General features: G+C 65.1%; 25 protein-coding genes. 10 read left to right on the top strand and 15 right to left on the bottom strand.

Going from position 1 to position 19419, the window contains the following annotated elements; genetic code table 11:
* Positions 1-37: 37 nt before the first annotated feature.
* The 3 genes from NGM28_RS03070 (at position 38) to NGM28_RS03060 (ending at position 4459) form a co-directional block, all read left to right on the top strand.
* A complete protein-coding gene (locus NGM28_RS03070; protein WP_252088642.1) occupies positions 38-814 on the top strand; it encodes a hypothetical protein in 777 nt (258 codons plus the stop codon).
* 214 nt (positions 815-1028) lie between these two features.
* Complete coding sequence (locus NGM28_RS03065; RefSeq protein ID WP_252088641.1) at positions 1029-2774, top strand: flavin monoamine oxidase family protein; 1746 nt, start codon at positions 1029-1031, stop codon at positions 2772-2774.
* Complete coding sequence (locus NGM28_RS03060) at positions 2771-4459, top strand: alpha-keto acid decarboxylase family protein (RefSeq protein ID WP_252088640.1); 1689 nt, start codon at positions 2771-2773, stop codon at positions 4457-4459. Before NGM28_RS03065 ends, NGM28_RS03060 begins: the two co-directional genes overlap by 4 nt.
* Before the next feature lie 68 nt (positions 4460-4527).
* Here NGM28_RS03060 and NGM28_RS03055 read toward each other — a convergent pair whose 3' ends face one another.
* Complete coding sequence (locus NGM28_RS03055) at positions 4528-4947, bottom strand: type II secretion system protein N (RefSeq protein WP_240063296.1); 420 nt, start codon at positions 4945-4947, stop codon at positions 4528-4530.
* Positions 4948-5063: 116 nt separating this feature from the next.
* Here NGM28_RS03055 and NGM28_RS03050 point away from each other — a divergent pair, with 116 nt between their 5' ends.
* Together NGM28_RS03050 and NGM28_RS03045 are read left to right on the top strand one after the other, a co-directional pair.
* A complete protein-coding gene (locus NGM28_RS03050; RefSeq protein WP_252088639.1) occupies positions 5064-5498 on the top strand; it encodes a GspH/FimT family pseudopilin in 435 nt (144 codons plus the stop codon).
* Complete coding sequence (locus NGM28_RS03045; RefSeq protein WP_252088638.1) at positions 5495-6091, top strand: type II secretion system protein GspJ; 597 nt, start codon at positions 5495-5497, stop codon at positions 6089-6091. The genes NGM28_RS03050 and NGM28_RS03045 overlap by 4 nt, the downstream gene beginning before the upstream one ends.
* Here NGM28_RS03045 and NGM28_RS03040 read toward each other — a convergent pair.
* The 3 genes from NGM28_RS03040 to NGM28_RS03030 are packed head-to-tail and all read right to left on the bottom strand — an operon-like array spanning position 6084 to position 8208.
* Positions 6084-6986 carry a FecR family protein gene (locus NGM28_RS03040; RefSeq protein ID WP_252088637.1) on the bottom strand — a complete coding sequence of 301 codons (903 nt, stop codon included), beginning with the start codon at positions 6984-6986 and terminating at the stop codon, positions 6084-6086. The two genes, NGM28_RS03045 and NGM28_RS03040, sit on opposite strands and share 8 nt — an antisense overlap.
* Before the next feature lie 29 nt (positions 6987-7015).
* Positions 7016-7558 (bottom strand): RNA polymerase sigma factor, encoded by a 543-nt coding sequence (locus NGM28_RS03035; protein WP_240063292.1) that lies wholly within the window; start codon positions 7556-7558, stop codon positions 7016-7018.
* The gene (locus NGM28_RS03030; protein ID WP_252088636.1) at positions 7555-8208 is read right to left on the bottom strand and encodes an STN domain-containing protein; all 654 of its coding nucleotides are present in this window, start codon (positions 8206-8208) and stop codon (positions 7555-7557) included. The genes NGM28_RS03035 and NGM28_RS03030 overlap by 4 nt, the downstream gene beginning before the upstream one ends.
* A 159-nt stretch (positions 8209-8367) precedes the next feature.
* Between NGM28_RS03030 and NGM28_RS03025 the strand changes: the two genes are divergently transcribed.
* Together NGM28_RS03025 and NGM28_RS03020 are read left to right on the top strand one after the other, a co-directional pair.
* Positions 8368-8679 (top strand): hypothetical protein, encoded by a 312-nt coding sequence (locus tag NGM28_RS03025; RefSeq protein ID WP_252088635.1) that lies wholly within the window; start codon positions 8368-8370, stop codon positions 8677-8679.
* A gap of 201 nt (positions 8680-8880) precedes the next feature.
* On the top strand, positions 8881-9168 hold the full coding sequence (locus NGM28_RS03020) for a hypothetical protein (RefSeq protein WP_252088634.1): 288 nt from the start codon (positions 8881-8883) through the stop codon (positions 9166-9168).
* 52 nt (positions 9169-9220) lie between these two features.
* On the opposite strand, the gene NGM28_RS03015 is transcribed toward NGM28_RS03020, so the two are convergent.
* From NGM28_RS03015 to NGM28_RS02965, 11 genes are all read right to left on the bottom strand, one after another.
* Complete coding sequence (locus NGM28_RS03015; protein ID WP_240063288.1) at positions 9221-9481, bottom strand: DUF1652 domain-containing protein; 261 nt, start codon at positions 9479-9481, stop codon at positions 9221-9223.
* Between the two features lie 243 nt (positions 9482-9724).
* Positions 9725-10630: a LysR family transcriptional regulator gene (locus tag NGM28_RS03010; protein ID WP_240063287.1), complete on the bottom strand. Its 906-nt coding sequence runs from the start codon at positions 10628-10630 to the stop codon at positions 9725-9727.
* A 215-nt stretch (positions 10631-10845) separates the two neighbouring features.
* The gene (locus tag NGM28_RS03005; protein WP_252088633.1) at positions 10846-10995 is read right to left on the bottom strand and encodes a hypothetical protein; all 150 of its coding nucleotides are present in this window, start codon (positions 10993-10995) and stop codon (positions 10846-10848) included.
* Between the two features lie 575 nt (positions 10996-11570).
* Positions 11571-12194, bottom strand: a complete 624-nt coding sequence (ureG, locus tag NGM28_RS03000; RefSeq protein ID WP_252088632.1) for an urease accessory protein UreG — start codon at positions 12192-12194, stop codon at positions 11571-11573.
* An 11-nt stretch (positions 12195-12205) separates the two neighbouring features.
* Complete coding sequence (locus tag NGM28_RS02995) at positions 12206-12880, bottom strand: urease accessory protein UreF (protein WP_240063283.1); 675 nt, start codon at positions 12878-12880, stop codon at positions 12206-12208.
* Positions 12880-13425 carry a HupE/UreJ family protein gene (locus NGM28_RS02990; RefSeq protein WP_240063282.1) on the bottom strand — a complete coding sequence of 182 codons (546 nt, stop codon included), beginning with the start codon at positions 13423-13425 and terminating at the stop codon, positions 12880-12882. The genes NGM28_RS02995 and NGM28_RS02990 overlap by 1 nt, the downstream gene beginning before the upstream one ends.
* Positions 13426-13444: 19 nt before the next feature.
* Positions 13445-13930: an urease accessory protein UreE gene (gene ureE, locus NGM28_RS02985; RefSeq protein WP_252088631.1), complete on the bottom strand. Its 486-nt coding sequence runs from the start codon at positions 13928-13930 to the stop codon at positions 13445-13447.
* 10 nt (positions 13931-13940) lie between these two features.
* Positions 13941-15644, bottom strand: a complete 1704-nt coding sequence (gene ureC, locus NGM28_RS02980) for an urease subunit alpha (protein WP_252088630.1) — start codon at positions 15642-15644, stop codon at positions 13941-13943.
* Complete coding sequence (locus tag NGM28_RS02975) at positions 15641-15958, bottom strand: urease subunit beta (protein WP_240063279.1); 318 nt, start codon at positions 15956-15958, stop codon at positions 15641-15643. Before NGM28_RS02975 ends, ureC begins: the two co-directional genes overlap by 4 nt.
* 10 nt (positions 15959-15968) lie before the next feature.
* A complete protein-coding gene (locus tag NGM28_RS02970) occupies positions 15969-16271 on the bottom strand; it encodes an urease subunit gamma (RefSeq protein WP_011533326.1) in 303 nt (100 codons plus the stop codon).
* A gap of 10 nt (positions 16272-16281) precedes the next feature.
* Positions 16282-17115, bottom strand: a complete 834-nt coding sequence (locus NGM28_RS02965; RefSeq protein WP_252088629.1) for an urease accessory protein UreD — start codon at positions 17113-17115, stop codon at positions 16282-16284.
* A 285-nt stretch (positions 17116-17400) separates the two neighbouring features.
* On the opposite strand from NGM28_RS02965, the gene NGM28_RS02960 reads away from it, so the two are divergent.
* The 3 genes from NGM28_RS02960 (at position 17401) to NGM28_RS02950 (ending at position 19370) form a co-directional block, all read left to right on the top strand.
* Positions 17401-17769 (top strand): glyoxalase superfamily protein, encoded by a 369-nt coding sequence (locus NGM28_RS02960; protein ID WP_252088628.1) that lies wholly within the window; start codon positions 17401-17403, stop codon positions 17767-17769.
* Entirely contained in the window at positions 17766-18119 is a 354-nt protein-coding gene (locus NGM28_RS02955; protein WP_252088912.1) for a hypothetical protein, read from the top strand. Before NGM28_RS02960 ends, NGM28_RS02955 begins: the two co-directional genes overlap by 4 nt.
* A 231-nt stretch (positions 18120-18350) precedes the next feature.
* Entirely contained in the window at positions 18351-19370 is a 1020-nt protein-coding gene (locus NGM28_RS02950) for a branched-chain amino acid aminotransferase (RefSeq protein ID WP_011533322.1), read from the top strand.
* Positions 19371-19419: the final 49 nt, after the last annotated feature.

Raw genomic sequence — 19419 nt, 5'->3', positions numbered from 1 at the left:
GGCGGGCGCGCACCTTGCAGAACCGGAACCCTGTGCAATGACCCTCCTTTACCTGAAACTCATCGTCACCCCGCTGCTGATGTGGGCCATCTCCCTTGCCTCACGGCGTTGGGGTGGCCTGCTGGGCGGGTTACTATCCGGGCTGCCGATCACTTCGGCCCTGGTGATGACTTTCCTGTGCCTGGAGCAAGGCACGGGCTTCGCCCTGGGCGCGGTGCCTGGCGCACTGGGCGGTTTGGCCGCCGTGCAGGCCACCTACACGTTCTACCTGTTCGCCACGCGCAAGGTCGGCATTGCCCCGGCGGTGGCACTGGCAATCCTGTTCTATGGCCTGGCGGCCTCCGCCTTCACCCACTGGGGCAGCCTGTACCTGTCGATTGCCGTGGCGTTGCTACTAATCGCCGTGCTGATCCGCGCCAGTGGCCGCGAGCCCACACCCGATACACTCGCACGCCCCCGACACCGGTACTGGGAGATTCCTCTGCGGATGGTGTCCGCCACTTCGTTGCTGATGATCACCACCAGCTTGGCCAGCTGGCTGGGCCCGGCGACCAGCGGCATGCTCGCGCCGATCCCGGTGATCGCCTGGCCGCTGGTGGTGTTCGCCCATGTGCAGGGCGGGCGGGCCGGGATGGCGGCGATGGTGCGGGGCAATGCCATCGGGGCGGTGGGGGTGATTGCGTTCTACCTGGCGATCGCGGGACTGTTGGAACGGCTGGGCGTGGCCGTGACCATCAGCCTGGCCATGGGGTTGGCAGTGGCGCTGACGGTCGGGCTGGCGGCGCTGTCACGCAAGAAACAGCGCCCTCTGTAGGAGCGGCTTCAGCCGCGATACAGACAATGCGGTGCCTGGCACCCGCTGCGCGGGTGATCGCGGCTGAAGCCGCTCCTACAGGGGTTTTGCCAAATCGATGGGATATGGGCCGCGCCAATAATCGGTGATGGCAAACTGGCATTCCGGCAAACCTCGACAATACTGGCTCGTCACATGGATTTCCTTGCCCACACACAACAAAAGGGAATTTGCGATGAGCCACAACCCCCCCCTGGACGTCGCCATCATCGGCGGCGGTGTCTCCGGTACCTACAGCGCCTGGCGCCTGCAACAGGCCCACGGCACCCACCAACGCATCCAACTCTTCGAATACGGTGATCGCATCGGCGGGCGCCTGTTCAGCATCAACCTGCCCGGCCTGCCCAACGTGGTCGCCGAAGTGGGCGGCATGCGCTACATGCCCGGTGCCGACGGCCATGTGATGGTCGATACCCTGGTACAGCACCTGGGCCTGCCGAGCAAAGACTTCCCCATGGGCAACGAGCAGGACCACATCGGCGCCAAGGACAACCTGTTCTACCTGCGCGGCCAGCGCTTCCGCTTTCGCGACTTCGTCGAGGCGCCGCACAAGATCCCCTACGACCTGGGCTGGACCGAACGCGGCTACAACCCCGAAGACCTCCAGGTCAACGTGATGAACAGCATCTACCCGGGCTTCGACAAGCTGAGCCTGGCCGAGCAGATGCAAGTGCAGGTGTTCGGCAAGCCGATCTGGCGCTACGGTTTCTGGGACCTGCTCTACCGCGTGCTGAGCAACGAGGGTTACCAGTTCATGAAGGACGCCGGTGGCTACGATGCCAACGTCGCCAACGCCAGCGCCGTGACCCAGCTGCCCGCCACCGAGTACAGCGACGCTACTGAGTTCCGTACGTTAAAAGATGGCTTCCAGAGCCTGCCGCTGACCCTGGCCCAGCGCTTCGTCGAGCACGCCGGCGGGCTGGTGCCCGGCGACCAGCGCATCCAGATGAACCGCCGCCTGGCCGCCTTGAGCTACAGCGGCAACAGCGAATACCCCTACCGCCTGCACCTGCGCCACACCGAGACCATCAACGGCAAGACCCACGACCTCGAAGGCGAGGACGTCGTCGAGGCCCGCCAGGTGATCCTCGCCCTGCCGCGCCGCTCGCTGGAGCTGATCGACTCGCCGCTGTTCGACGACCCGTGGCTCAAGGACAACCTGAAGTCGGTGCTGGTGCAGTCGGCGTTCAAGCTGTTCCTGGCCTACGAGCAACCCTGGTGGCGCAACCTCGGCCTGGTGGCCGGGCGCTCGGTCACCGACCTGCCGATCCGCCAGTGCTACTACATGGGCACCGAGTGCGATCAGCCGGGCGGCGAACAGACCTTCAACTCGCTGCTGATGGCCTCCTACAACGACATCGGCACCGTGCCGTTCTGGAAAGGCCTGGAAGACGGCCCCGAGTTCGTCGGCTACACCCCGCGCAGCCTCGAAGGGCGCATCGCCAACGACGCGGTGGTGCCGCGCACGCAGTTCCAGATCAGTGACGAGATGGTCCGCATCGCCCAGCGCCAGGTCACCCAGCTGCATGCACAGGTCGAGCTGCCGGCGCCGTATTCGGCCGTTTACCACGCCTGGGACGCCGACCCCTACGGCGGTGGCTGGCACGAGTGGAAGGCCAACTACCGCGTGGACCTGATCATCCAGAAGATGCGCCACCCGGTGAAGGACCAGCAGGTGTTCATCGTGGGCGAGGCCTACTCCTATGGCCAGGGCTGGGTCGAGGGCGCGCTGACCACCGCCGAGTCCGCCCTGCAGGAATTCTTCGAGCTGCCGCGCCCCAGCTGGTTGCCCGCCAGCTATCAGTTGCTGCCAACCCCGGCGCCGGAGGAGATCGACTACAGCAAGCCGCCCATGCCCACGCATCCCGCGCAGGTGCTCGATGGCATCACCCAGAACATCTGTGCGGGGATCAAGCCATGAGTCCATTCACCGTAGCCGACTACTTGCTCACCCGGCTCGAGCAACTGGGCCTGGACAAGGTGTTCCAGGTGCCGGGGGACTATTGCTCGAACTTCATGAGCGCGCTGGATGCCTTCGAAGGTATCGACGCCGTGGGCGAGATCTACGAGATGGGCGCCGCCTACAGCGCCGATGGCTATGCCCGGGTGCATGGCCTGGGTGCCGTGTCGCTGCAATATGGGGTGGGCACCTTCAGCGCGGTGAACGCCATCGCCGGCGCGTTTGTAGAACGCAACCCGGTGGTGGTGATTTCCGCCAGCCCCTCGACCAAGGACCGTCTCAAGGCCAATAGCCAGAACGTGCTGTTCCACCACTCCACCGGCGACTTCGAGGCCGACCGCAACGTGCTGGAACAGGTGACCGTGGCCTGCGAGATCCTGTCCGACCCGCACCGCGCGCCCTGGCAGATCGACAACGCCCTGATCGCCGCCCTCACCCACCGCCAGCCCATCTACCTGGAGGCCTACCAGGACATATGGGGTGCCGAAGTCAACCGCCCCCATGGCCAGTTGACCCCGGCCCCGCGCCCGTCCAACCCACAGGCCCTGCAGGAACTGGTCGACGCCACCGTCCGGCGCCTGGCCACGGCGCGCCAGCCCCTGGTGCTGCTGGGCGTGGAGGTGATCCGCTACGGCCTGCAGGATGCCGTGCAATGCCTGATCGACAGTTGCGGCCTGCCCTTCTCCACCACTCTCGACGCCAAGACCGTGCTCGACGAAAGCCAGGCGCCGTTCATCGGCACCTACGCCGGCCCCGCCTCGCGCCCGGAAACATCGGCCCGGGTGGACGCCTGCGACTGCATCCTCGCCATCGGCGTGATCTTCACCGACGACTACCTCGACCTGTTGAACGCGCGCTACGGCCAGATCGTCCAGGTGAACTGCGAACTGGCCCGCGCCGGGGACGACAACTACCCCAACGTGCGCCTGCCGGACTACGTCGACGCGCTGCTCAAGGCCTTGAAGGTGGACACCCAGTTCCCCCGCCAGGGCATGGCCCTCGCCGCTGCGCGTCCGCTGCTGGGCAGCGGTGCGGTGCCCAGCGCGCTGAGCTATGCGAGCTTCTTCGACAGCCTGGTGAACTTCGCCCAGGAACACCGCCTGTGGCAGACCAGCACGCTGATCCTGGGGGAAAGCTCGTCGCTGTACGTGGCCAGCAACATCAACGGCATGCCCCGGGGCAGCTTCATCTCCGACGCCATCTGGGGCTCGCTCGGCCACGAGACCGGCTGCGCCCTGGGTGTGGCGCTGGGCAGCGGCCGCCGTCCGGTGGTGGTGGCCGGCGACGGCGGCTTCATGATGGTCAGCCAGTCGCTGGCGGCGCTGGCGCGCAACCAGATCAATGCCGTGGTGTTCGTGATGAGCAACCAGGTGTATGCGATCGAGCAGGCGTTCGTCGACCCCGATGCGTTCACTCCATGCGGTGAGTTCGCGCCGTTCGATACCCTGCCCGCGCTGGATTACACCGCGTTGGCCACAGGCTATGGCGCGTTGGGATATCGGGTGGAGACAGTGGACCAGCTGGAGCAGGTGCTGGCGAAGTTGCTGATGGTCGTGGGCCGGCCGGTGCTGGTGGAGGTGAAGATCGCCGAAAAAGACTTTGCCGAGCAGATCAAGCGCTTGGCTGGGGTGAGCAAAACCTGCTGAAGGTCGGTGAGAAGCCGCTTCCACATCGATGGCAGCGGCTTTTTATCCAGCCCCTGAAGCAACGATCGTCACTCTCCCCAAAATGACCTGCGCGCCAGTACCGGCACCTCGACGCGGCTGCGCTGCCCTGCGCGTTCGATCAGCAACCCATCCGCCTCGATGGCGACCAGGCGCACGCCGCGGGCCAGCTCCTCGCCATTGCGCACCGCACGGGCCGGGCCACCGTCCAGGCTGACGATGGCCACGGCGCCCTGGCTACCCGCCATCACCCCGCTGACCTTGATGTCCACCTGCACAGGAATATCGGCGAACCAGCGGGCGGCGGGCGCATCGCCCATGGCCTGCGTGGCAGTTGGCTCGACCAGGCTCGCCGACGGGGCCGAAGGCAACATCACGCTGGCCCAGGTGAGCACGCCGGCAACCGCGGCCAACGCACCCAGCCCTTGCAGCAGCAGGTTGGGGGAAACGGTGATGCGGGCAATCTGCATGGTCACGGGCTCCTTGTGCACCTGCGCCCGAGCATAGCGGCCAATTCTCACGGTTTTGTTTCACATCGCGATCATCTTCATCGGGCATGCTGCCTTGCAGGACAAGGAGCGACTCTGTGAATGGACAACGCGGTTTCACCCTGATCGAGCTGATGGTGGTGCTGGTGATCGTCGGGATCGCCAGCGCCGCCATCAGCCTGAACATCCGCCCCGACCCCGGCAAGCGCCTGCGTGCCGACGGCGAACGCCTGGCGCAGTTGCTGGAACTGGCGCAAAGCGAGGCCCAGGCCAACGGCCAGCCGCTGCGCTGGCAAAGCGAGCCTGGTGGCTATCGCTTCGTCCAGGCCGATGGCCAGGCCCTTGCCGAGGGCCCGTTGCAACCTCGTCGTTGGCAGGCCGAAGCGGTCAAGGTGCAGGTCGAGCCACGCGGCCCGTTGTGGCTGGAGGGTGAATGGGTCGCGGCACCATTGACGCTGCGTCTGCGCAGTGGCCAGGTCACGGTGCAACTGACGCGCACGGGCGCCGGCCAGGTCCGGGTGAGCCAGCCATGAAGCGCCGCGCCCAAGGCTTCACCCTGATCGAAGTGATGATCGCCATCCTGCTGATGGCAGTGGTCAGCCTGATCGCCTGGCGCGGGCTGGACAGCGTCAGCCGCGCCGACCGCCATGTGCGCCAGGCCAGCGAGGACAGCCAGGCGGTGCTGCGGGTGTTCCAGCAACTGGAGCGCGACCTGGCGCTGCGCGCGACTCTGGAGCTGGCCGAACCACCGCTGCCGGGGCGCGAGCCGCCCGACAAACCGCTGCTGCCTGCCTTGCGTGCCCGCCCCGACCGCCTCGAGCTGATCCGCAACGGCGCCGTGCCGGGCAGCGGCCTGCAGCGTGTGCGCTGGTATGTACGCGGTGGCACCCTGTATCGCGCCGCGGCGCCAGCCAGTGATCGTTACCCGCTGCCGGCGCCAAAAGCGGCGACGGCGGTACTGGCCAATGTGACGGTTTTCAGCCTGCGCGGCTGGCAGGCCAAGGGCGGTTGGCAGGCACCGGGGAGCCAGCCCCAGGACAACCCTGCCGGCCTCGAAGTGCGCCTGGCCTGGCGCGGCCCCCAGGGCGAGGAGCACTACCGCCAGGTGCTGGGGCCCTTCAACTGACCAGCACCACGCCACCGGGCAATTCCAGGCAGCGGGCACCGTAGGCGGCGCGGATCAGCTCGGCGGCCTGGGGCAGCTGCTCGAAGCTCAGGCGTGCCTGTACCCGGCGACGCCCCAGGGACGGGTTGAGCAACAGCAGGCGCCCGGGGCGGTAGCGGTTGATCTCGTCGATCACCTGGGCCAAAGGTGCGTCGTTGAACACCAGCATGCGCTCGCGCCAGGCCATTACCTGGCTGGCATCGAAGGCCTGGGGCTCACCGATCTGCCGGGCGCCAAAACGCAACTGGCGCCCCGCCGGCAACGCTTCGACACGCCCCAACGCCGTGATGCGCAGCTCACCGCTCAGGCAGGTGACACAGACACCGTCGTCGTCTTCGCGAACATTGAACCGCGCCAGCTCGGCACGGATCAGCCCCTCGCCCGCACGCACCTGCACAGCGTGGCGGGCGAACACCTCGATCTCGCCCCCCAGCAGCGCGATGCCGTGTGCCTGGCGGCTGACACGGGTGCGTACATTCATTTCCAGGTCGATCCCCGGTGCCAGCTCGACACGGCGCTGCTCGCCCAACGCCGTCTCGAAGGCCACCGGCGGAGCATCGAAGTTGCCCAACAAGCCAGTGTTCCAGGCAACAACCGCCGCCGAGGCGGCCACCGCGCCTCCGAGCAAGGCTCGCCGACCTAGAAGCGGCAGCACCTGGTTGGCCTGGCGTGCGGCAGGCTCCAGCAGCCGCCACAATCGACGTGCCTGGTAGAAGGCTTCGGCATGCGCCGGGCTGCGCGCGCACCATTGTCGCAGGGCCTGGGCATCAGCCGCGTTGGCCTGGCCGGAGGTCAGCCGCACGAGCCAGTCCTGGGCCTGGCGCTGCAAGTCGGGATCGGGCGAAATCTGGGGCATGGTGCTCACATGAAAGGGTCGACTATTGATCAAGACGGTTTTCCCGCCCCCGGACCGAACCGCTGGAACGCTTTTCTATCCAGACGCATCGCACAATGCCCCAGGGCGGCCTTGAGCTCTTTTTCCACGGTGCGCGTGGAAATGCCGAAACGCTGGGAGATTTCCAGGTGCGAGGCCTCCTCCAGGCGCGCGGCGATGAAGATTCTGCGGCGCCTGGCCGGCAGCTCGTAGAGCGCCCCCAGCAGGTTCTGAATCTCGCGCTGGCCACCGACGATGCGTGCCGGGTCCTGGTCCTCGGCCACGTGCAGCAGGGCTTCGATCTCGGCGCCGGTCAGCAGGCGTGCGTCGGCCTCACGGCGGTCGGCGGCGACGTTCAGGGCCATGCGGTACAGATAGGCGTCCGGCTTCTGCAGGTTGTGCACCGCCTCCATGCGGTCGACCCGCAGGTAGGTTTCCTGGAGCACATCGTGGGCCAGGTCATCGCACCCGAACCGACGCTTCAGGCGCAGCCTGAGGGCATCGTAGGAATTCAGAAACAGCTTGAGCAACGCACTGTCCCGAGGTGTGTTCATGCCGCCGCAGCTCCTTGCGATAAAGGGCAATCCATAGGTACCGGGCGCAACAGCAGGGTGACCGGCTGCGCCAGGGATGTCGGCGGTGCGCGTTGCAGGCGCACCGCGCGCAAACGCTCGACCAGCTCGGCGTCGCGGGTGAAATCGCCGGTCGAGGCCAGCAGCCGGCTCTGCACCAGCTGGCCACCCGTGTCGATCCACACCTGCACGGCCGCCCGGTAGCTGCCGGGGCGGGTCAGTGTGGAGCTGCACAAGGCCTGCTCCACCGCTTGTTGCAATGCCAGGGCATAACTGTTGCCCAGCGTTGTTGTCGTGTTGCCGCGCCCCCCACCCGCCAGCCTTTCCCGGCGCACTGGCTGCAAGGTGAAACCGCCCGCCCCGCTGTAGCGGGCTTGCAAGCCGGTGCCTTGCAGCAGACGCTGCAGGCCTTCCCGTGCGGCGTAACGCCCCTGTACCCGGCTTGAGCGTTGCCCGGCCAGCAGCGCCTGGTCGACCAGCACCGCCAGGCCGCTCTGCCGGGCGAAGCTGTCCAGGGCCAGGTTCAAAGGCTGCGCCGGGATATCCAGGGCCAACAACACCTGGCTGCGCACGGGCAGCGAAACCAGCAGCCAGGCCAGGGCCAACAGGCCGGCCACACGCAATGCTCGCACGGATGAACGGGCCTCCTTGCTGGCCGCCGCTGCCGGGGAAACGTCATCCTGGGGCTTGTGCATGACGCTGTGGTGACAGCGTGCCGCAACCAAAGCTTCACTTGGATTCGACACAGCGCGGACTAGACTTCGCCCAGGAATGGTTCAAGGAGTGTGCCCATGGGCAGATTGTCGCTGGCTACCTTTGCGCTGCTGGCCTGTGCGTTGCCGGCGCTCGCCGAGACGCCCAAGGCCGGCCAAGGCTGCATCGACGTGCAGGTCGGCCAATCACGGGCATTGGCCTATGACTGCTTGAGCCAACAGTTGCAAGGCAGCGATCCGCGGGCGGCCAAAGGGCTGCGGGAACGGATTGACCCGGTGCAGCAGTTGCAGCGCCAGGCGCCGAACCAGATGGGCCTGGCCACGCCGGCGGCGACTTCGACGCGGATGGGCAATGCCTTTGGCAGCTCGGTGATGCCGCAGCGGCCTTGAGAACAAGTGCCGCGCATGTCCTGTAGGAACGGGTTTACCCGCAAATGCAATATTGAACCCGCTGACGTATTCGCGGGTAAACCCGCTCCTACAGGGTACGCACCGTGCCCGATGCTCCTGCGCAGCTGAAATAATTTGAACGAGTGCGTGCTGAAGACTTCAAATGATTGATGACTGCCCCCGTTCATCTGGAGTTCCGCCATGCGCATGTCCTGCCGTGCCCCCTGCGCCTGCCTGGAACTGGACTATGTGCGCGACACCCTGTTCGGCCCGGTGGCGCAGCATGCCGAATGCCAGGTCCAGATCGCCGCCCTCAGCCTCCAGGGCCGCCCGGCCCTGCGCCTGCATATCGAGCCACCGCTGCCAAGCAAGGTCGACCGTGCACATAGTGTGTCGTTCACCTGGGAGGGACGCAGCTATCGGGGCGTGGTTCGTGATCACGTCAAATGCGGGGATGGCGGGCTGAACCTTCTGCTCGAACTGCAGTGAGGCAGCGTCGTGTGTGCCCGACCAACCTGGGTCGGCCGGGCTGACCTGATATTCAGGCGATGGCCTTGAATGCGGATGGATGAGCGTGACGCTGCTCCTTGAGCTGCGCCACCAGCCCCACCAGGTCGCGGCAACTGTTGAGGTTGGCGACCGGTACGCCGGTCAGTGTCAGGCAGTCGTCCAGGTTTTGCCCCTGGCCCAGGCGGATGGTGAGGTTTTCGCCGTCCGGGCAGCTAACCTCGCAGCGGTCCGGCAGGCAGGCCTGCTCGATCATCTGCCGCATCTCAAGCATTGAAACTCCTATCAACGACATGGTTCGACCCTCTCTGTGCTGGATGGCCTGTTATCTAAGTACGCGCTCGCGTGGCCGGGTACCAATTGATATTGCCCATGCCCAAGCGGCGCTCCATGCGCCGCGCCTAATGAAGGCATGCAAGATCCTCTAGCACCTTAGTGGAAGAATCCTGCCAGGCAGCGTTTGTTCGATCATTTGCACGAACGGAGCGACGGGTGGTCACAGGTACGGAGTCGCGCTGTGGTTTCAGCCGGCGCGCGTCTATAACCGTGCCAGTTCTTCCCGGCAGAACTCCACGAACAGTTGTGCCGGTTTGGTCAATTGCACACGTTTCAGATGCGCCGCCGCCAATCCCGACAAGGCCACCGGCTCTGCGATATCCAGCATCACCAGGCGCTGCCCGTCATAGGTGAATTCCGAATGGGGCCGGGTGACCAGCAGCGAGAAGCCAAAGCCCTGCCCCACCATGCCTCGCACCATCTCGATGGAGGGTGAACTGAAGACGATGTTGGGCGTCAGTCCCAGCTCGTTGAACAGGCTGACGAAGTAGGTACGGCTGGGCGCCACATCGAGCAGGATCATCGGCTCCGGGCACAGGTCACGCAGCGACACTTGGGCCTGCCCGGCGAAACGGTGCTTCTCCGGCAGCAGGACATAGGGCTTCTGGGGTGGCATCAACGGCTCGGTCTCGATGGTGCCGTCAAGGTCGTGGTCATAGAGGAAGGCCAGGTCGAAGGTGCCAGCGGTCAGCCCCTGGATCAGGTCCTGCTGCTCGCCGTCACGCAGGCGAATGTCCACCCCCGGATAGCGCTCGCGAAAGCCCGCGATCAACCGGGGCAGGTACAGTGGCGCCACGGTCTCGAAGCAGCCGATATCGATCTGGCCGGCCACGGTGTCGTTGTCGGCCAGGGCGTTCTGCTCGAATTCATGGGCCATCTGCAGCAGCGACTTGGTCTTGGCGTAGAAGCGCTTGCCACTGGGGGTCAGTGACACGCCCTGGGCATGGTGGCGGATGAACAGCTGCACGCCGAAGCTTTCTTCGAGGCTCTTGATGGCCGTGGAGATGGACGGCTGGGCGATGTACAACTGGCGGGAGGCTTCGGCGACACTGCCGGCCTCGACCGTGGTGACGAAGTATTTGAGTTGACGCAAGGTGTAGGAAGCCACAAGCACCTCTCTGGCGCCGATCACAGCACCGTGGGATTTTCCTGTCACTTTACCTGGGTGCCGGGGCGTACGGATGACTGTGTGATCGAGGATTTACCTATGGCTTGAGCATACTTTTCGTGCGGCCTGTCAGGGCCTCTTCGCCGGCAAGCCGGCTCCTACAGAGTTACGCGATCGTCTGCAGGAACCGGCTTGCCGGCGAAACGGAACGACGCTTAGTCGAAGTCGAAATCAGGCTGGCACCCGCCCGTCTCTGTCATGTAGTAACCTTCCGCGCATTTTTCGAGAAACTCGGGGTACGACGCATGAGCAACCTGAAACATGCCAGCAGTTGCCAACAGTGCGATCATTGCGAACTTCTTCATATCTGTTTCCTTAAGCGAATCTTCTGGTTTTAACTGCAGCAAGGGAAGTGTCTTACTTCCATATCGGCAGTCCGACAGACTTTATCCTTCTCCCGAACGACCGGATTTAGCCAAAGTCCTACACGTCACACCGAAGACCGCTCTCTGGCTTGTAGGAAACATTGAAGAATGCTGAGTCACCCACCACCGTTCACTCGACTTCCTACTCGCGCCCGCCGCGTGTCTGGTCACTCAAAATCAATGTTCACCAGTACACAATCGTCGCCCACCAACTTGTATCCAGGCGCACATGGCATCCCCACGACAGGCCCGACGCCTCTGCTCAGTTGTTCCGACACCTCTGGCGCGGCAAACCCCGCCCCCGTTGCCTGGCCTGCCAGCGCAAAGCCCATGACCAGCAGCAATGCTGCCGTTGACCGCATGTTCATTTTCAAACTCCCAGTATCCGTTGATCCATTCTTGCGAACTTGAAGCAGCGACAGGCCGCCGCTGCAGCCAGCTCATCCACCACGCACCGTAGCGCTGCCCGTGTCATGCAGGCAGCGGGTAATTTCTCCAGTGCCGTGACGCGCTCGTCAGCCCCTGACGCCCAGCATTCCCCGCTCGACGATGAAATCGATCACCGCTTGCAGCCCCTCGCCTTTCTTCAGATTGCTGAACGTCCATGGCCGCTCCGGGCGCATGCGTCGGGTATCGCGCTCCATCACTTCCAACGAGGCTCCTACATACGGCGCCAGGTCGGTCTTGTTGATCACCAGGAAATCCGACTTGGTGATGCCCGGCCCACCCTTGCGCGGAATTTTCTCGCCCTCGGCGACGTCGATCACATAGATGGTCAGGTCAGCGAGCTCCGGGCTGAAGGTGGCACTGAGGTTGTCGCCGCCACTCTCGACGAAGATCACCTCAAGGTTGCCGAACTTGCGCGCCAATGCCTCGACTGCCGCCAGGTTCATCGAGGCATCTTCGCGGATCGCCGTATGCGGGCAGCCACCGGTTTCGACACCGACGATGCGCTCAGGCTCAAGGGCGCCGGCCTCGGTGAGGATGCGCTGGTCTTCCTTGGTGTAGATGTCGTTGGTCACCACGGCGATCTCGTAACGATCGCGCATGGCCTTGCACAGCGCTTCAAGCAGCGCGGTCTTGCCGGAGCCCACTGGGCCGCCAACACCGACACGCAGGGGTTGCTGGTAGTTTTGCATCGTGGCAGTCCTCAGGAACGGAACAAACGGGTGTATTGGGTTTCGTGGCGCGATGAGGCGATGGCCAGCAACGGCAGGCCGCCGCCGAGTTGGTCATCCTCGAGCGCCAGTGCATGACCGAGCACGGCGGGCAGTTCCTCACTCAGGTCGCGCAGCAGTGTCTGGGCAGCTTGTTGACCGAACGGCACCAACTTGACACCCGCCATCACCGCCCCCTCCAGCCAGGCAAAGCCATGGCCCAGGGCGAGGTCGCGCACTGGAATGGACCAGTGCGCGCCTAGCCAGGCCATGCCACCGAGCTGGCTGAGTTCGAGGCTGCTGCGCCAGGCCGAATCCTGGCCCAGCTGCCAGCCATCCAGCAGGCGGGCCAAAGCGCTGCCACGCTGGGTTTCTTCGAGACGCAGTTCAGCCGTCTCGCGGTTGGCCAGCAGGAAACGGCTCCAGCGGGCAAACGCCTCGGCGTCGTCGGCCTGGCAGGCATGGTATAGGCGTGCCAGTACCGGCCAGTCGAGGCAGCCGAGGGTGTCGTGCAATTGCTCGCGCTGCCAGGCGGCGAAGCCTGAGACAGAGTTCACCCAACCGGCTTCTACAGCCCACTCCAAGCCTTGCGAGTAGGTGAAGCCACCCACTGGCAGACCCGGGCTGGCCAGCTGCAGCAAGCGCAGCAACGCCAGGTCAGTGTTCATCAGCCAGCCAGCACCAGCGCGGCGCCGGCCAGCAGGCCACCGCCGAAGGCCTTTTGCAGGCCGGCATGGCGACGCAGCAGGCAGCCCACAGCGAAACCGACCACCAGCAACAGGCCACTTACCGTGACGAAGCCGGCGCTGAACAGCCAGAACGCACTGGGCGTGGCCTCGACGCCATGGGCCCAGCCATGGAACAGGGCGAACACCGGCATGATCAGCGACAGTAGCAGCTGACGGCTCGGCAGCAGCATGGCGGCGGCAGCCACCAGCAGTGACGCGACGATCATCTGCTCCATGCCCACCACATCGCCGAACAGATGGCCGCACACGGCACCGCCGAACATCGCCGCCAGGGTGGTCAACGGCAGAGTAAGGCTGCGCCGGGTCAAGGCCGCGAGCACGCCGGTGCCGATCAGCATCAGCAAGTGATCGAGCCCCGTCAGCGGATGCAGCAGGCCGTCCTGCAGCGGGTTGGTGTCATGGCCTGGGTGGGCGAAGGCTGGCAAGGCCACCAGCAACAACATCAGGGCGAAAGTCTTTTTCATCGCAAGCTCCAAAGGTGGTTCAGGAATGGGCAGGCAGGCGCACGAACGGGTGATCGTGGCCATGACCGTGGCTGTGGGGGGCACTCTGGTAGGCGCCAGACTCGGGCTCGAACGGCGCCAGTTCGGCGTCGACGGTCAGGCCCAGGCCACGCACCATGTCGTCGAGCACATGGTCGTGTTGGTAACGCAACAGGCCTGGTTCGATCTGCAACGGCACATGGCGGTTACCCAGGTGATAAGCAGCGCGGGCCAGCAAGTGCGGGTCGTCGCAGCGCACCGTCGACACGGCTTCAGGCGCCGCCAGCACGCGGATCACCTGGCGGCCATCGGCGTCAGCGAGCAGCTCGCCACCGCGCAACAGATGGCCGCGTTCAAGCATCAGCCCGGCCTCGCGACCATCATCCAGGGTGACCCGCAGCCGGCTCTTGATCCGGCTGTCGACATCGAGCGTGAGGGTGCCAGTAGCCGTTACGGTTTCAGGGACCCGCCGGGTGAGTAGGATCATGTTCGCTCCTTCAGAACAGGAAATAACGCTGGGCCAGCGGCAATTCGCGGGCCGGCTCGCAGACCAGCAGCTCGCCATCGGCACGCACCTGGTAGGTCTGCGCATCGACTTCGATCAGCGGCTGCAAGGTGTTGTGGACCATGTTGGCCTTGCGTACCCGGCGACAGCCGTGGGCCACGCCGATCAGGCTGCGCAGGTTCAATTCCTCGGCCAGGCCTCGATCCATGGCCGCCTGGGGCAGGAAGGTCATGCGCGTGGCATGCCGGGCCGCGCCCAGGGCGCCGAACATCGGCCGGTAGTGCACCGGTTGTGGCGTCGGGATCGAGCCATTGATATCACCCATGGGCGCGGTGACGATCATCCCGCCCTTGAGCACCAGCGCTGGCTTGACCGCGAAAAACGCAGGCGCCCATAACACCAGGTCGGCGAGTTTGCCCACCTCAACCGAGCCCACTTCGTGGGCGATGCCGTGGGTCAGCGCCGGGTTGATCGTGTATTTGGCGATGTAGCGTTTGACCCGGAAGTTGTCGCTGTAGCCGCTGTCCGGCGCCAACGGCCCACGACGTAGTTTCATCTGGTGGGCCACCTGCCAGGTGCGCAACACCACTTCGCCAACCCGGCCCATGGCCTGGGAGTCGGACGAGGTCATGGCGAATGCGCCCATGTCGTGGAGAATGTCCTCGGCGGCAATGGTTTCGCGGCGGATGCGTGATTCGGCGAAGGCCACATCTTCGGCGATGCTCGGGTCCAGGTGATGGCAGACCATGAGCATGTCCAGGTGTTCGTCGACGGTGTTGACGGTGTACGGCAGGGTCGGGTTGGTCGATGACGGCAGCACGTTGGCCTGGCCGGCCGCGCGGATGATGTCCGGTGCATGACCTCCGCCCGCGCCTTCGGTGTGGAAGGTGTGGATGGTGCGCTCGCCGATCGCGGCGAGGGTGTCCTCGATGCAGCCCGACTCGTTGAGGGTGTCGGTGTGGATCGCAACCTGGATGTCCATTTCTTCGGCCACGCCCAGGCAGCAGTCGATGGCCGCGGGCGTCGAACCCCAGTCCTCGTGCAGCTTGAGGCCCACGGCGCCGGCGGCGATCTGCTCGCGTAACGCCTCGGGGCGCGAGGCATTGCCCTTGCCCAGCAGGCCGATGTTGATCGGCAGGCTGTCGGCGGCCTGGAGCATGCGCGCCAGGTACCAGGGGCCTGGGGTGCACGTGGTGGCGTTGGTGCCGGTGGCCGGCCCCGTGCCACCGCCGATGAAGGTGGTGACGCCGCTGGTCAGCGCCTCTTCCACCTGCTGCGGACAGATGAAGTGGATGTGCGAATCGATGCCACCGGCAGTGACGATCTTGCCTTCGGCGGCGATCACCTCGGTGCCCGGTCCGACCGGTACGGTGATGCCGGGTTGCACGTCAGGATTGCCGGCCTTGCCGATGGCGGCGATACGCCCGTGCTTGACGCCGATGTCGGCCTTGACGATGCCCCAGTGGTCGATGACCAGGGCATTGGTCAGTACCAGGTCCATGGCCTCGGCTGCCAGCATCTGGCCCTGGCCCATGCCGTCGCGAATCACCTTGCCGCCGCCGAACTTGACCTCCTCGCCATAGACCGTGAAGTCTTTCTCCACTTCCACCCACAGCGCGGTGTCGGCCAGGCGCACACGGTCGCCGACGGTGGGGCCGAACATGTCGGCGTAGGCCTGCCGGGAAATGCGGCTCATGCCCTGCCCTCCAGCGCGCCCATCACTTTGCCCTGGAAGCCATAGACCTCACGCTTGCCGGCGTAGGCCACCAGTTGCACGGTGCGCGCCTGGCCCGGCTCGAAGCGCACCGCGGTGCCGGCCGGGATATCCAGCCGAAAGCCACGGGTTGGCGCGCGATCGAACACCAGGGCGTCGTTGACTTCGAAAAAATGGTAGTGCGAACCGACTTGCACAGGGCGGTCGCCGTGATTGGCCACACTGACGCTGAGCGTTTCTCGGCCGACGTTGAGCTCGATGTCGCCTGCGGCGACCTGGACTTCTCCGGGGATCATACGGGGCTCCTCAGACAATGGGGTCATGCACGGTCACCAGCTTGGTGCCGTCGGGGAAGGTCGCCTCGACCTGGACGTCGTGGAGCATTTCCGGCACACCGTCCATGACCTGTTCGCGCACCAGCACCTCGCGCCCGAGGCTCATCAGCTCGGCCACCGTGCGGCCGTCGCGGGCACCCTCCAGCACCGCGGCGCTGATCAGTGCCACCGCTTCCGGATAATTCAGCCGCAGGCCACGGGCCAGGCGTCGTTCGGCCAGCAGCGCGGCGGTGAACAGCAGCAGTTTGTCTTTCTCTCTCGGGGTCAGCTCCATGGCGGCTCTCTCAGGTGGCCCAGATGCGCGGCGGGCACGGCGCCAGGCCGAGCACGGCCGGACGCAGCAGGTGCCAGAGGCGCTGCAGGTTGCGTTGCAGGTGTTGGTTGTCGTGATCAAGCAGGCGGATCACCAGCAGCGGGCCGAGCAACGTCGCGCCGGCCGGGGTGTCGAGCGCCTCGAGCTGTTGCCGGACCTGCTCCAGCACGGCTTGGTCGGCCGGTGTTGCGCAGAACGTCGCGATCAGCGGGTATCTGCCCACTTTGTCCAGGCGCCCGCCTTCGATGCGCAGGCGCTCATGCAAGCCGGGATAACCGGGCAGTTCGATGCACAGGCGGCTGTCCAGGGCGCCCTGGGCAAAGCACTCGCCCATCACCGGCCGGCCCAGGCACAAGGTTTCCCAGGCCAGCATGCGGGCGCCGGGTTCAAGGCTGAAGCGGCTGTCGAGGCTGGCCCGGGCGCCATTGAAGAAAATGCTGTCCTGGGGCAGCCACTCCAGGGTGCTGCCAGCGGCGAGGTGAAAGCGCTGGGTCAGGCGCGCGGTCGGGCCGATGCTGCGGTAGAACTTGCTGGCGCCGGGCATGGTCAGCAGTGCGTGGCTGCCGCTTTCAAGGTGAACATCCAGCTCCAGGCGGTCACCAGCGACGATGCCCCCAGGCGGATGCAGCACATAGACATGGCACGGCGCGCCCTCCGGATGGAATGGCCGCTGCACCAAAAGAGGTCCGACATGGCGCCGCGCACCAAGGCGAGTCACACCATCGCGCTGGATGAAGCGCAACTGCAGGTGGGCGCTCCAACCCGGGTCTGCCTGCGGTGGTTCGATCTGCTGCGCCAACGACATCCTGGAACCCCTGGAATCCGTGGCCTTGCGGCCGTCCGGAGGGCCATGCGCTGGGTGCTTGCAGGCGCGCCAGGCTGACCACTCGATCAATATTCGCTGGCTGGATATAGCAGGTAGCGGGCCAAGTCCGCAGGTGAACGAAGATGAAACTTCCGGACCGTCGGTCAGCCCGCCCGGCCTTGGGCCAGAGCGGCCGGCGCATTGACGCGCGATTTACGTGCCTTCCCGTGTCCGCAGGTGCGTTAAAGTGGCGCTCCGGCCCCATTTCGAGACAAGGATGTGCCCATGACATTTGCCCCCGCCATTCCGATCCTGCGCATCTTCTCGGTCGACAAGGCCAGGGAGTTCTACCTCGACTTTCTTGGATTCGAGCTGGACTGGGAACACCGCTTCGCCCCGGACTTGCCGCTGTACATGCAGATTCATCGCGACGGGCTGATCCTGCACCTGTCCGAGCACCACGGTGACGCCACGCCGGGTTCGGCGGTATTCGCCCGGGTAGAAGACCTCAAGGCCCTGGAGTGCGAACTGCTGGACAAGCGGTATGGCTACGCCCGCCCTCATGCCGAAACGGTCGACTGGGGCTTGGAGATGCAGGTCGTCGACCCGTTCGGCAACCGCCTGCGCTTCTGCCAGCAGATCGACAACGCCTGATGGCCAGCGACAAGCGGGCCCTGGCACGACTCGAGCGAGAGATGGTCGCCTGCCTGACCGAGGCCTGCACCACGGCACAGGCCGAGATTGTCGGCTTCGCCTGGCTTACACACCAGGTCGATCTCGACGATTTCCCCGCCAGCCTGCGCATTACCTGGGTGTTCACCGACGACACCGACAAAGCCAGGGCGCTGGCGGGCGAGGACAAGGCGCGGATGCTTGCGTTGACGGCCCAGGCGCTTACTGAAGCCGGCGTCCGGCTGGACAATGTCGCCTGGCATGTGCGCTTCGACAGCGAGGAAGCGTGCTGGAGGGATCATGGCGGTGACTGGAATCGGCGTTTGCGCTGAGCCGTGAGGCCTGTTCGCCTGTAGGAGCGGCTTTAGCCGCGATCACCCGCAAAGCGGGAGCCAGGCACCGCGTGGCCTGAATCGCGGCTAAAGCCGCTCCTACAGAGGCCCTGCGCCCCAAAGGGTTGTGTGATCACCCACGGTTCCCGATCCGCGCCGGATGTATTAAGGTGGCGGGGTGCGCATATAAAAGCAGCCCGCCGTGTTCGGGCGTTGAGCTATGAGGGTGTCATGAGTAACGAAAGCATTAACTGGGACAAGCTGGGTTTCGACTACATCAAGACCGACAAACGTTACCTGTCCGTATGGCGTAACGGCGAGTGGGACAAAGGCACCCTGACCGAAGACAACGTGCTGCACATCAGTGAAGGCTCCACCGCCCTGCACTATGGCCAGCAGTGCTTCGAAGGCCTGAAGGCCTACCGTTGCAAGGACGGCTCGATCAACCTGTTCCGCCCGGACCAGAACGCCGCACGCATGCAGCGCAGCTGCGACCGCCTGCTGATGCCACGCGTACCGACCGAGCAGTTCATCGAAGCCTGCAAGCAGGTGGTCAAGGCCAACGAAAAATTCGTCCCACCGCACGGCAAAGGTGCGCTGTACCTGCGCCCCTTCGTGATCGGCACCGGTGACAACATCGGCGTGCGCACCGCCCCCGAGTTCATCTTCTCGGTCTTCGCCATCCCGGTCGGCTCGTACTTCAAGGGCGGCATGACCCCGCACAAGTTCCTGATCTCCGACTACGACCGCGCGGCCCCGCAAGGCACCGGCGCGGCAAAAGTCGGCGGCAACTACGCGGCCAGCCTGCAACCCGGTTACGAAGCCAAGAAAGCCGGTTTCGCCGACTGCATCTACCTCGACCCGTTGACCCACAAGAAAATCGAGGAAGTCGGCTCGGCCAACTTCTTCGGCATCACCGCCAACAACGAATTCGTCACGCCGAAGTCGATCTCGGTACTGCCGGGCATCACCCGCCTGTCGCTGATGGAACTGGCCGAATCGCGCCTGGGCCTGAAAGTCATCGAGGGCGACGTGGAAATCGACAAGCTTGACCGTTTCGTTGAAGCCGGTGCTTGCGGCACCGCCGCCGTGATCACCCCGATCGGCGGTATCCAGTACAATGGCAAGCTGCATGTGTTCCACAGCGAAACCGAAGTCGGCCCGGTCACGCAAAAGCTCTACAACGAGCTGACCGGTATCCAGAGCGGTGATGTCGAAGCGCCGGCGGGCTGGATCGTCAAGGTCGCCTGAGGCGTTCGCCTGCTGTGAAAACGGGGCATGCCAGCGATGGCATGCCCCG

The sequence above is a fragment of the Pseudomonas sp. MWU13-3659 genome, from assembly GCF_023757525.1.
Classification (GTDB): Bacteria; Pseudomonadota; Gammaproteobacteria; order Pseudomonadales; family Pseudomonadaceae; genus Aquipseudomonas; species Aquipseudomonas entomophila_E.
Note: the sequence above shows the minus strand (reverse complement) of the source record. Positions and strands in the feature narration are given on the sequence as shown.

What these genes read in the sequence shown, in the direction of transcription:
- NGM28_RS03070 (WP_252088642.1), top strand. Translation starts at nt 38, where the DNA reads ATGACCCTCCTTTACCTGAAACTCATCGTCACCCCGCTGCTGATGTGG.
- NGM28_RS03035 (WP_240063292.1), bottom strand. Translation starts at nt 7,558, where the DNA reads ATGAACACACCTCGGGACAGTGCGTTGCTCAAGCTGTTTCTGAATTCC.
- NGM28_RS03015 (WP_240063288.1), bottom strand. Translation starts at nt 9,481, where the DNA reads ATGTCGTTGATAGGAGTTTCAATGCTTGAGATGCGGCAGATGATCGAG.
- NGM28_RS02960 (WP_252088628.1), top strand. Translation starts at nt 17,401, where the DNA reads ATGACATTTGCCCCCGCCATTCCGATCCTGCGCATCTTCTCGGTCGAC.
- NGM28_RS03060 (WP_252088640.1), top strand. Translation starts at nt 2,771, where the DNA reads ATGAGTCCATTCACCGTAGCCGACTACTTGCTCACCCGGCTCGAGCAA.
- NGM28_RS03025 (WP_252088635.1), top strand. Translation starts at nt 8,368, where the DNA reads ATGGGCAGATTGTCGCTGGCTACCTTTGCGCTGCTGGCCTGTGCGTTG.
- NGM28_RS02990 (WP_240063282.1), bottom strand. Translation starts at nt 13,425, where the DNA reads ATGAAAAAGACTTTCGCCCTGATGTTGTTGCTGGTGGCCTTGCCAGCC.
- NGM28_RS02975 (WP_240063279.1), bottom strand. Translation starts at nt 15,958, where the DNA reads ATGATCCCCGGAGAAGTCCAGGTCGCCGCAGGCGACATCGAGCTCAAC.
- NGM28_RS03065 (WP_252088641.1), top strand. Translation starts at nt 1,029, where the DNA reads ATGAGCCACAACCCCCCCCTGGACGTCGCCATCATCGGCGGCGGTGTC.
- NGM28_RS03055 (WP_240063296.1), bottom strand. Translation starts at nt 4,947, where the DNA reads ATGCAGATTGCCCGCATCACCGTTTCCCCCAACCTGCTGCTGCAAGGG.
- NGM28_RS03040 (WP_252088637.1), bottom strand. Translation starts at nt 6,986, where the DNA reads ATGCCCCAGATTTCGCCCGATCCCGACTTGCAGCGCCAGGCCCAGGAC.
- NGM28_RS03005 (WP_252088633.1), bottom strand. Translation starts at nt 10,995, where the DNA reads ATGAAGAAGTTCGCAATGATCGCACTGTTGGCAACTGCTGGCATGTTT.
- ureE (WP_252088631.1), bottom strand. Translation starts at nt 13,930, where the DNA reads ATGATCCTACTCACCCGGCGGGTCCCTGAAACCGTAACGGCTACTGGC.
- NGM28_RS02995 (WP_240063283.1), bottom strand. Translation starts at nt 12,880, where the DNA reads ATGAACACTGACCTGGCGTTGCTGCGCTTGCTGCAGCTGGCCAGCCCG.
- NGM28_RS03020 (WP_252088634.1), top strand. Translation starts at nt 8,881, where the DNA reads ATGCGCATGTCCTGCCGTGCCCCCTGCGCCTGCCTGGAACTGGACTAT.
- NGM28_RS02965 (WP_252088629.1), bottom strand. Translation starts at nt 17,115, where the DNA reads ATGTCGTTGGCGCAGCAGATCGAACCACCGCAGGCAGACCCGGGTTGG.
- NGM28_RS02950 (WP_011533322.1), top strand. Translation starts at nt 18,351, where the DNA reads ATGAGTAACGAAAGCATTAACTGGGACAAGCTGGGTTTCGACTACATC.
- NGM28_RS02970 (WP_011533326.1), bottom strand. Translation starts at nt 16,271, where the DNA reads ATGGAGCTGACCCCGAGAGAGAAAGACAAACTGCTGCTGTTCACCGCC.
- NGM28_RS03045 (WP_252088638.1), top strand. Translation starts at nt 5,495, where the DNA reads ATGAAGCGCCGCGCCCAAGGCTTCACCCTGATCGAAGTGATGATCGCC.
- ureC (WP_252088630.1), bottom strand. Translation starts at nt 15,644, where the DNA reads ATGAGCCGCATTTCCCGGCAGGCCTACGCCGACATGTTCGGCCCCACC.
- ureG (WP_252088632.1), bottom strand. Translation starts at nt 12,194, where the DNA reads ATGCAAAACTACCAGCAACCCCTGCGTGTCGGTGTTGGCGGCCCAGTG.